Source organism: Arthrobacter sp. B2060 (assembly GCF_059090445.1).
On sequence record NZ_JBNHFR010000016.1, the window covers coordinates 1 to 11502 of the forward strand.

Genomic DNA, 11502 nt, shown 5'->3' on the forward strand with positions numbered 1-11502 from the left:
GGCCCTGCGGACGGAAGACGGCAGCGATGTCCAGCCCGTCAAGGTGTCCAACGACGTTGTCACGGTCGCCGCCGAGCTGGGACTGGAAGACAAGTAAACGCGGTTCCATCCCAACGACCACACCGACTGCGGAACCATCGCGACGGGATAGCAGCTGACCGTCCGGGTTCCGAAGCGGGTGCCAACCTTCCCCCGGCTGTGACAGCCTCTGCCTTCCCTGTCCCTGTATGACACCCTGACAGGCGAAACCCTTCGCTCCGGGAACTTGCAGGGTCTCCTTGCCCGGGCGGTGCCTGCCTACGCGAGTTTGTTGCGGAATCAAGAAGCCTCGCCGGAAACCGAATTGGGCGGGCGCAGGGCGTTCCGGGTAAGTGAAAACCGATCACGTGAAGTCGCTCAAAAAAGTATGTCCTACAATCTTGTCGAACCACATGGTCTGTGAGTAGCATTACTTAACGACGCTCCGCCGCCCTACAACCTCGGCGCTGAGCAGTGCAAGCGATCAAAGCAGGTGTGCGGAAAGCCCGGGTTTGCCTCTTCGATCGTTGATAGGCGCACCGATATGGACAGCGGCACCCTCGTCTGGCGCTGCGCCCCCTTTAGCCCTATGAGCTGGAACAGCAAGAAGGAAATGGTATGCAAACGGAATTCGACGTTGCCGTGATTGGCTTGGGGACCATGGGGAGCATGGCTCTCTGGCAACTCGCTGAAGACGGCTTGAATGTCGTCGGGTTTGAACAGTTCGGCGTAGGCCATGATCGTGGAGCCGTGGGGGGCGAGACGCGCTTGTTCCGGCGGATGCAGACCCAAGGGCCGGAATACACTCCCGTGATCGAAATGGCTCGCGTTCGATGGGAGAGCCTGCAGGAGTTCTCGGACATCCAGATCCTGACCGAAACCGGGGGCCTCATGATTGGTCGTCCTGATGATTCACGGATGGTTGCCGCCAGAGTAGCGGCGGAGACGGCCGGTCTGAAGGTGGAGTACCTGAGCCAGCTGGAGATGGAGGCACGCTTTCCGGAGCACCAGCTCGACCAGGGCGAGATCGGGATGTTTGACGGTACCCAGGGTTACATTCGTTGCGAACAGGCAGTGCTGACGGCGGTAACGCGGGCAAAGGTGCTGGGAGCCCAGGTCCGGGACTACACGAAGGTCAGGATTCAGCATGCCTCCGCCGACGGTGTGGTGCTCTCCGACGGTCAGAACGAGTGGACGGCCAGGAAGGTAATCGTGACCACCGGTTCGTGGTCCGGGGAGAATCTCACCCCTGAGCTTCGGGACAAGAGCCGTGCCGGCCGCATCAAACTGACCTGGTTCAGCCCGTTGCCCGGGCATGATTTCAGTGCGGAAACCTTTCCAGTCTTTCAGCGCTTGGTCCCTGATGGAACGCTCTATGGAGCGCCAAGCTTGGATGGCGGAGGATCCGTGAAGATCGCTCCCGGGGGCGCGCCCACTGAGATGGCGGGGCCTGATGACTACTTCCGAGGCCAGTCAGTGGAGGAGATCCGCTACATGGAAAGGCACGTCGCTCGATATTTTCCAGGACTCAATAAGAGCCCGATAAGAGCATGCGCCTGGACAGATTTCTATGTGAATGACCGGATTCCTTTCCTTGGCTTCCTGCCCCGCAGCGAAAACGTTCTTCTGGCCAATGGGTTCGCGGGTTTCGGGTTCAAAATGTCCCCGGGAATCGGACGCATCGCAGCTGACATGGTCCAAGGGAAAAATGACAGAAAATTTCAATTCATGGAGCCTACGCGCTCGATCGGCACCCACGCAGGTAAGGCATGATGACTATGCATAGTATTCAAAGCAAAGAAGACAATCGCGGCCAGGAATCGGCGCTGCGAACGGAGAGTCCTGAAGACTCCTTCCCCATTGTCCGCCAGCGCCACGTCGCGAAAAAAGTAGCCTCGGTCATTGTGGCAGGGCTGGCGGTCGCAATGCTTATTTCCGTCCTGTTGAATGAGAACCTTCGCTGGGAAGTTGTCGCTGAGTACTTCACCGCCAAGACCATCCTTGAGGGCATATTGCTCACTCTTTGGCTGACGGTGGTTTGCATGGCGCTGGGGACCGTGCTCGGTGGCGTAATCGGTGTAATGAGAATGTCAAAGAATAAGCTGCTAACGTCGATAGCTGGCTTTTACGTCTGGTTCTTCCGCGCTACTCCGGTTCTTGTTCAGCTTATTTTCTGGTTCAATTTGTCTGCACTCTATCCAACGCTGGGCCTTGAGCTCCCGTTCGGAGTGACTTTCCTGCAGGTGGACACAAATGTGGTCATGACGCCCATTGTCGCTGCCATCCTGTGCTTGACGCTCAACGAGGCTGCCTACATGGCTGAGATCACCAGGGGCGGCTTCCTGGGCGTGGACCCTGGCCAAACCGAGGCGGCGAAAGCACTCGGTATGGGCAGGTTCAATACGCTCAGAATTCTTATACCCCAGGCCATGAGAATGATCATTCCCCCCACCGGTAACCAGGTCATTTCGCTGCTGAAGGCGACCTCGCTCGTGAGTGTTGTTGGTATCGCTGACCTCTTACATAGTGCACAGCTGATTTATGCCTCTAACTACCTCACGATCCCCCTGTTGGCTGTCGCAGGCTTGTGGTACCTGATCATCACGTCGGTCCTGAGCTATTTCCAGAGCCGCATTGAACGACGACTCGCACGAGGATTCACGCCTCGAAACGCTGTGTTGAAACGGAAAACTGGCCAGCCGATAGTGGCCCTTCAAGAAAGCAACAACATCTGATGACTGACGATAAAGTCCTCGAAGTCAGGAACCTGCGCAAGCACTTTGGTGACAATACGGTTCTGTCGGGAATTGATTTTTCGATGAACCGTGGTGACGTTGTCTGCCTGTTGGGGCCCAGCGGTTCAGGTAAATCGACCATGCTGCGCTGTATGAACCTGTTGGAAAAGCCTGATGACGGAAGCATTTTCGTTAATGGTGAGCGTATGGGTTACGAGTTCAGGAATAATAAATATTATGAGTTGAATGAGAACGGTATCGCCAAGCAGCGTGCCCGCATTGGGATGGTATTTCAAAAGTTCAACCTCTTCCCGCACATGACTGCACTCGAAAATGTATGCGTCGCACCTAGCTGGGTGAAAAGCGAAAACAAAAGCGACATCGTGAAACGCGCCCACGCCCTGCTGAAGAGGGTAGGACTGGAAAACAAATCGGACCACTATCCGAGCCAGCTCTCCGGTGGGCAGCAGCAACGGGTCGCCATTGCCCGGGCCTTGGCCATGAACCCCGAAATGATGCTTTTCGACGAACCAACCTCCGCACTCGACCCCGAACTCGTCGGTGAAGTCCTGGAAGTCATGAAGGAACTCGCCACCGGAGGAACCAGCATGGTTGTCGTCACCCACGAAATCGGCTTCGCCCGGGAAGTGGGCGATGAAATCGTATTCCTCGATGGCGGAGTCATCGTGGAGAGAGGTAATCCGGCCGAGGTACTGCTGAATCCAAAAAACAGCCGTACCAAAGACTTCCTCAGCCAGGTGCTCTAAACCTGTCCCATTCGCCGGGAAGCCACCAAAGACCCTCCCGGCCGGCGCCCTGCCAGCATTTCGCATCCCCAACTAGTTAGGTGCTATTCCACTATGAAATTCAAAAATTCCAACGATCGTCGGCTCGTCTTGAGTGCCGGGTTCGCCGCCGTCGTGCTGGCGCTGACAGCATGCGGCGGAACCGCTGCCTCGACCGGGCCCGACGGATCCACGAAGCGGATCGAAGTCCAGGGCGCGATGCCCGAACCTGCTGACCCTTCGACGGTGAAGGAATATACCAGCGTAGCCGGACTCAAGACCTACGAGCCCGCTGCCTCCCTCGTGCCCAAGAACTTCCGCGACAAAGGCGTTATCGTTTTCGGTGTCAGCCCCTCGGCTGCCCCCACCACCTTCAAAGGCTCGGACGGGCACACTTATGTGGGGATGAACGCGGACATATCGCGCGCACTGGGAAAGATCCTCAACATCCAGATTGCTCATAAGAGCACAACCTTCGATGCACTCATCCCCGGGATCCAGGCCCGCCGCTTCGACGCCGCCATCGCCGACATGGGTGTGACCCTGCCTCGTTTGAAAGTGATCGACCTTGTCGGCTACGCCCGCGGCGGGTTTGGAATCGCCACCAAGCCAGGAAATCCCCTCAAAATCGGTGAAAAGACCATGTGTGGTCGCAAGATTGCCGTGACCCTGGGAAGCATCCAGCAAGTAACGAAGGGCCCGGCCTACAGCGCCGATTGTGTAGCACGAGGGGAAGCCCCCATCAACCTTATCTCCGTCCCCAACCAGCAAGAGATGTATCTTCAGCTGCGAAGCGGCCAGATTGACGCAGGCTACACAGACGCGCCGGGAGCGGCCTGGGCGGCCAAACAGAACCCCAAGGAAATCGAACTGGGGGCCACCATCCCCGGCACCATTCTCTCCATGGCACTGCAGAAGGATTCTGAACTGACCCCGGCAATCGTAGCGGCCATCAAGCACCTTGCCAGCCTGCCCGAATACAAGGAGATCCTGAAGAAATGGGGCATGGAATACGCCATCCTCGACCCTCAGTACCTCGACTCCTACAAAGCCATTCCGACACCTCCCCCGGCACCGCTTCCAACCAAGTAGCCAAATAGGACGGGCAATACCCCTGGTGAATATGGGCATCCGGAGTGTCATTGGCACGCCGGATGCCCATTTCTCCCAGCTAACGGAATATCGCCCACATCGATTGGCATCCCCGCAAGGGGCGGCCTGTCGAATGGCCCCCGCGCAAAATTTCGCGCCAAAGTCTCGCGCCAAAGTCGTCGCTCCAGACCTGACGGCCCCGGTCCTCGAAGCATGTTTCAGCGCAGGACCAACCCCGAGGCCTACCGCCGCCATCGCGAGGGCCAGATCACGCTCCTACGCCTAGCCACGCCGAAGAAATCGCCGAAGCCCTCCTCTTCCTCGCATCGTCGGAATCGTCCTACATCGCCGGAGCAAACCTCCACGTTGCGAGGGCGGATACACCGCGCTCTGAACAGCACGCCGTTCAGCGGAGACCGCGGGTAGGCCTGATCAAGGCTCTGGGTGATAATCCGTTTGCGGGTCTGGCATCGAAGCGTTGCAATCTGCAAGACCACACCGCTCCGGCAATTCCCTTCCACAAGCGCTGAAAGCGTGACATGAACACTCTATTTGACCCCACCTCTCTTCACACCGATCTGTTTATCGATGGCACTTGGCAGAAGGCCGCCAGCGGCGCCACTTTCCCCGTTGAAAACCCTGCCACCCATGAGATCATCGCCCACGTCGCCGACGGCGGTCCCGAAGACGCCGCCCTGGCCATCGAGACCGCCGGCCGTGCCCAGGCGCAGTGGGGAAAGTCCACGCCGCGGGAGCGGGCCGACATCCTGCGCCGGGCCTTTGAGCTGGTCATCGCCAACACGGACCGGCTCGCCGCGATCATGACCGCGGAGATGGGCAAGCCGCTGGCCGAGGCCAAGGGCGAGGTGGCCTACGGCGCCGAAATGCTCCGCTGGTTCTCCGAAGAAGCCGTCCGCATCGGCGGGGACCACACCACCTCCGTGGACGGCAAGACCCAGATCATGATCACCAGGGAACCCGTCGGTCCCTGCGTGCTGGTCACGCCGTGGAACTTCCCGCTGGCGATGGGTGCCCGCAAGATCGCCCCGGCCGTGGCCGCTGGCTGCACCATGGTCTTCAAGCCCGCGGAACTGACACCGCTGACCTCCCTGGCCCTGGTGGACATTTTCCGGCAGGCCGGCCTTCCGGACGGTGTCCTGAACGTCGTCACCACCCTGAACGCAGCCAGCGTCGTGGGGACCTGGACCGGCAGCGGCATCGCGCGCAAGATCAGCTTCACCGGCTCCACCGGGGTCGGCAAGATCCTGCTGCGCCAGGCGGCCGAGAACGTCATGCGGTCCTCGATGGAGCTGGGTGGAAACGCCCCGTTCATCGTCCTGGCCGACGCGGACATCGAAAAGGCCGTCGACGGGGCCATGAAGGCCAAGATGCGGAACATGGGCGAGGCCTGCACGGCCGCGAACCGTTTCTTCGTGCACCGCTCCGTCCTGGCGGAGTTCAGCGAGAAGTTCGCCAAGAAGATCTCCGAACTGCGGGTCGGCGACGGCGCGCTCGAGGGAACCGAGGTCGGGCCCCTGATCGAGCAAAAGGGCCTGGAGAAGGTCGAAAGCCTGGTCGCCGATGCCGTGTCCAAGGGCGCACGCGTCCTGACCGGCGGAAGCCGCCCCGAGGGCCCCGGCTACTTCTACACCCCCACCGTCCTGACCGACGTGCCCCTGACCGCGGACCTGATGAACACCGAGATCTTCGGACCTGTCGCAGCGATCACGGCCTTCGACAGCGAGGACGAGGTGATCCGCCTGGCCAATGACACCGAATGGGGCCTCGTGGGGTATGTGTTTACTGAGAACATGGAAAAGGCCCTGCGCTTCTCTGCAGAACTGGAAGTGGGAATGGTCGGCGTCAACACCGGCATCGTTTCCAACCCGGCAGCACCCTTTGGCGGGGTCAAGCAGTCGGGGCTGGGACGCGAAGGCGGCAAGGTCGGCATCGAAGAATTTCTTGAGACCAAATACACCGCGCTGGCTGTAAAGGCCAACACCTTCTTCGCTGACTCGGGCCTCATCACCCAGGCCTCCCGAGGCCACGGCGAAACCACGGTCGGCATCAACGTCGACGCGATCCCCCAGTCGCACAGCCTCACCGAACGCGGCTGCTTATGACCGCCATGACACCCATCGAGCCTAGGCTCCTTAGTTCCGTTTCCTATGACAAAGGCGACGAGCTTCCGTGCAGTCAGTGGAGCCAACTGGAAGATGGGCACTGCGTCATAGTCCAGCGAAATGATGAGCCGCTCCTGGCAGGCGAAGTTGATGTCCGAACCGAAGATGCTTCCGTCTTCTGGGTATGGCTCGACGGCGGTCGGGGAAGGATAGCGGTCTATGCGGATGAAGGCACGAGCGTCTGGCTGCCCAAAGGCCACCAGCTGTGATCTTCCAACGCCCTGCAGCCCACACCAAACGGCCCAAAGCAGCACGCTCGCTTGAACCGCGCGAGATGGCGGCCTAAAACCAGCTTTAGTTTCAAAGAGGAACGAAATGAGACCACATACCCAAAGACAAGCGCCGCAGCACTCCGGCGAAAGCCGCCACTCCCCCAGGTCGGAACATGGCGTAGTCGTCCTCGGCGTGATTTACCCAAATGTCTTCCCACGGCACCCCCTAAAGGTCACCATGAACGATGTGCCGCGTCTCCCTCCTGACGGAACCGACGTTCCGCAGAGCTCAGCCGTCGTCTTTTACGATCCGATCTCTTCCAGAGGAAACAACGAACTGCCTCCACAGCACTCTTTTGTGAGAGAACAGGACAGCCCAACAGGAACTCAGGCAGCGAGACATGCCCAAAGGCAGGAAGGGTCACGCGCAGAAGCCATAGAAGCTGTAGTCCGCGAACTGGCGCAACTTTCCTGGAGGAATCATAATCACGCGAAAGCCGGAGGACCCGAGTGACAGAGGAAGCCGATGGAGTGCATTGAGGGGATACTCCGTCCATCTCCGTCCTGGTTACTTCGAAACTCACACGGCCTCCTGGAACCGTCTACATCTCCTAATGCAGGCTCTTGCGCAACACCGGTCTTCACGTACCCACTAGATTGAAGTACACCCCAGCCTGATGTCAGGTAAGAAGCCGAAGGGGCGTCAGCATAGGGTCTGTCTCCCCCTATTTCTGACAAAGCTCAAGAGGCTCTCAGATCTCAACCTGACAATACTGATACTGACCAGCACCGGTGGGCGTTTGTCTCCGCCTGCTTATCTCCCCTGAACGCCGGTGTCAGTGCATAAGTCAGCCTGGACCGGCGTCGCCTTGCGCCAGCCGCCCTAAACCTCCGCCACCGGAGCAGCGAAACTGCGCCGCATACAGCGCCGGGTAAGCGCCACCGCCTCCAACAAAGAAGCATGCGTCCCTGCTCCACGATCTGTCCGGCCTCCATTACCAGAATGAGGTCAGCATCGCGGATCGTGGATAGCCTGTGCGCGATCACGAAGCTCGTCCGGTCGGACCGCAGCGCACTCATCGCCTTCTGCACCAGCACCTCGGTCTGGGTATCCACCGAGCTCGTCAACCTCGTGGATGGGGCGAAGTTGTCTCCATCCCGGCTAAGACGCGGCTATGAGATGGCCAAAAGGGCACCGGGTGCGTCCTCGGGGGACGCACGCGGTGCCCTTTTGCCGTGCTTCCGCCAGTGCCGCTGCGCGGCTAACGACTAGCGGCCGAACACGACCTCGTAGGTCCGGGTCTGGCGTCCGTCCTCGCTCCGGATTGTCACCACGGCCGTACCCGTCGGCTTGTCCGCCTGCTGCACCGTGACCGTTGCGTAGGGATCGGCCGGGGTGGCAGTCACGTCGCGCTGCGATCCCCGTGCTTCGGCCCCGTACGAGGTTACGTTCGGGTCGAAGCCTGCCACCGGCTGGCCGTTGATGGAGATCCCGGCGGCCGTGGCGTCAGAGGATTTGCCCGGAGCCAGCGCCAGCACCTGCACCTCGCTGACCGTCATGTGGGTGTTCGGCCGGGCGGTGAGCACCACGCGGACGTCACTGGTGTCCACATTGGCAACCGGGACCGTGACCACCGGGGCGGGGCTGCCGCCGGGGACCTGGACCGGAGCGCCAGCGTTCCGCCAAATGCCGTCGGCTGCCCTGGTCTGCGCCTGGAGGGTTTGGGCGTAGCTGTCGGTGGATCCGTCGCGGTAGAAGTGGACCTTCACTCCGGTCACTGTTTTCTGGCTCGCAAGCGCCACGGACAGGGTGTCGGTGGTGTTCTTGGTGCCCGACTTCCAGTTGGACCAGGCCTTGTCCGTCAGGTTGCCGTTGCCCAGCCCGGCCGTGCCGTAGCCCGGTTCGGTGAAGGAGGCACTGAACGCGGCGCCGGGGTCATCGGCCACGTTGTCCGCTGTTCCCGCTGTGACCTGGACCCGCACGGTGGCGGGCAGCGTCCGGCCGTCGGCGGCGTCGGCGGTGCCAGCAACTGTGGCCATGCCAATCTCGGTAAACGGTCCAGCGGCATCCCAGACAACCGGCCGCTCCACTTTGCTGCCGCCGGCAGTCACCGCTGTCACGGTGGCGGGCAGTGCGGGCGTTCCGCCGGCATAGGCTTTGGCCCGGGCTGGAAGCGTCGAGACGAGCTTGTCCACCGTGACTTTGGCCGTCACCGGATGCGCAGCACCCAGGACGTCGGTCGCCGTTCCGCGCACGTCAACGGTTCCGGGTGTGCTCCACCGGTTCTCCGGCGGCATCGTCCAGGTCACCGGAAGTTCACCGCGGGCACCGTCACGGTAGACGGGGACGACCGTGGCCGGCAGCTGCGGGGCGCTCCCGGGCACGGTGAAAGCCGTGACGTTCTGGAATCCCTGGACAGTTTCGTCGATGACCCGCCAGCGCTGGTTCTCGCCGGAGTTGGCGGTCCACAGGGTCACCGGGGATCCGTCCGCCGCGGTGGCGTGGCCGCCCACCTCGAGGAGCCGGCCGGTGGCCGCATTGACGAACGTGTAGGTGCCGTCGCCGGTGGTGGACATGGTCCACTGGGAGGCGTCAGCCGGCGTTGGCTCCGCCGGGGCCAGCTGGGGTGTTCCGTCGACGACGGCGAGCTGCCGCCCGCCGTCGGGCGTTTCAATCGCGTAGCGGGCACGGTTGCTGTTCTCGCCGCTGAGGCGGCGGATGGTCCACTGCTGGTCGGCGCCGGCACCGGAACGGATGACGGCGGTGCTGCCGGTTCCCTGGGTAAGGGACTTGCCGCTTTCGACGCCCTGCAGCCGGTAGACGTGCTCCGCCTGAATCAGTGCGGCGTCCTTGGCCACGCCGTGCACACCATTGACGAGGAAGGTTGTGACGGATTCGGCGGCTACCGTGAGGACCGCGCTGCGGTCCTTTCCGACGGCGACCGGCTCGCCCTGCACCAGCGCTCCGGAGGCGTCGCTGGTCACCGGCGTCACGGTGGCGTTCCCCTGGATCGCACCGAACCCGGAGAGGTCCAGTGCAACCTGGCGCTGCTGCTTGCTGTCGTTCACGTGCACCACAGTGGCTCCGGAGTCGGAGACGGCAGCCGCGCTGTTCGTGTCGTCCACCTTGACCAGGCGGTCCCCGGGCTTGATGTAGTGCGTGAAGTTCCGCGCGGTGTTGTATTTGGTGTTCGTGTAAATCGGGCAGCTTTCGAGGTTGTCCCCGGCATCGCAGTCGAAGGGCAGCTGGATCTCGCCCCAGTTGGAGCCGATGGCGCTTTCGCCGCCGGGCTTCATGTTGTTGTAGTCCTCAACGGGCTGCCAGAACACCCAGGCTTCGGGCTCGAGCTCGCGGAGGTCGTTGACCATGTGCTGGGCCAGGCCGAGGCCGGGCTGCATGCTGGTGAAGTTCTGCCCGTCCATCCACGAACCGCCAGTTTCACTCATCCAGAGGGGCTTGCCCTCGCCCTTGGCGATGTCCCGGACGGCGGTCCGCTGCCCGGTGCCGTACGTATGGACGTTAAGCTGCGCAACGCTTGCCTTGGTGTCCGGAGAGTAGCTGTTCCAGTTATTGGCGAAGGTCGAGGGGTTGGTCTCGTCCATGGCGCTGATGACGGCGCCGGTGTCCGCGCTGCCCAGCGCCTTGGCCAGGGACTGGACCACCTTCTGCTGCAGTTCGGGACCCATGTGGGCGCCTTCCTGCCGGCCGCCAACCGGTTCGCCGGCTTCTAGGCGGGTTCCCCAGTAAGGAGTATTCGGCTCATTCATAGGATCGAGCGTGTCCACCTTGATGCCGTGGGCCTTCTCGAGCTCCTCGACGACGCCCACCAGGTAGGAGGAGAAGTCGTCAACGCTCTCGGTCCGCAGCTGGTCTTGGGAGGAGTTGAAGCCGCCCGACACGTACCCGCTGACCGTCTGGAACCACGGCGGGGAGTTGCTGAAGGCTTCCCAGTGCGTGATGTCGTTCTTGATCCGGTCCACCCACCAGCGCTGGGTCTGGTCGGCCTCGAGGTTCCAGTGATCCGGATTTTCCGGATCCCACCAGTCCTTATCCTCCCGGGTGGTGCCCTCGGGTGCCTTCCACCAGCCCTCCACGGCACCGCCTGCCCGGAGGTAGTCCTTCACGTCGGGGGCGTTCCCGCCGCCAATGTTGTACCGGGCGATATTGAGGTTCAGCCCTTCGTCACCGAAAACCATCTCAGCCAGCTTCTCGCGGACCTCATCCGGATAATCGCCGGTGGCGTTGGCGAACCACACCAGGCTGGTGCCCCACCCTTCGAAGGCATCGCCCTGGTAGGAGGGGTCCGGCCGCACGGTCACGGCGCCGGCCGGCACAGGTTCGTCGGCTGCCGGGGCGGCGGGCGCGGGTCCGGCCACGAGCCCTGCGGAGAAGACCGCCGCGGTGATGCCGGCGGCGGTCACGGCCCAGGGCCGTCTGGATCTGTTCGTCATTGAATTCCCTTCGGTGCGGTGATGC

6 protein-coding genes and 1 pseudogene are annotated in these 11502 nt (G+C 61.8%); 5 read left to right on the plus strand and 2 right to left on the minus strand.

The features are described 5' to 3' along the window. Window positions 1-636 precede the first annotated feature (636 nt). From AC5RUM_RS20620 to AC5RUM_RS20640, 5 genes are all read left to right on the plus strand, one after another. Window positions 637-1791, plus strand: coding sequence for an FAD-dependent oxidoreductase (locus AC5RUM_RS20620; protein WP_494036691.1), 1155 nt, complete (start codon window positions 637-639; stop codon window positions 1789-1791). Between the two features lie 5 nt (window positions 1792-1796). Next, window positions 1797-2753: an amino acid ABC transporter permease gene (locus AC5RUM_RS20625; RefSeq protein ID WP_494036692.1), complete on the plus strand. Its 957-nt coding sequence runs from the start codon at window positions 1797-1799 to the stop codon at window positions 2751-2753. Continuing rightward, the gene (locus AC5RUM_RS20630; protein WP_494036693.1) at window positions 2753-3520 is read left to right on the plus strand and encodes an amino acid ABC transporter ATP-binding protein; all 768 of its coding nucleotides are present in this window, start codon (window positions 2753-2755) and stop codon (window positions 3518-3520) included. The genes AC5RUM_RS20625 and AC5RUM_RS20630 overlap by 1 nt, the downstream gene beginning before the upstream one ends. A gap of 93 nt (window positions 3521-3613) precedes the next feature. Then, entirely contained in the window at window positions 3614-4630 is a 1017-nt protein-coding gene (locus tag AC5RUM_RS20635; RefSeq protein WP_494036694.1) for a transporter substrate-binding domain-containing protein, read from the plus strand. Window positions 4631-5169: 539 nt separating this feature from the next. Then, entirely contained in the window at window positions 5170-6753 is a 1584-nt protein-coding gene (locus AC5RUM_RS20640) for an NAD-dependent succinate-semialdehyde dehydrogenase (protein WP_494036695.1), read from the plus strand. A 1155-nt stretch (window positions 6754-7908) separates the two neighbouring features. Here the strand turns inward: AC5RUM_RS20640 and AC5RUM_RS20645 are convergent. Further along, window positions 7909-8150: pseudogene (locus AC5RUM_RS20645) on the minus strand (ABC transporter ATP-binding protein); the annotation flags it as partial. A gap of 144 nt (window positions 8151-8294) precedes the next feature. Continuing rightward, window positions 8295-11477 (minus strand): Ig-like domain-containing protein, encoded by a 3183-nt coding sequence (locus AC5RUM_RS20650; protein ID WP_494036696.1) that lies wholly within the window; start codon window positions 11475-11477, stop codon window positions 8295-8297. Window positions 11478-11502: the final 25 nt, after the last annotated feature.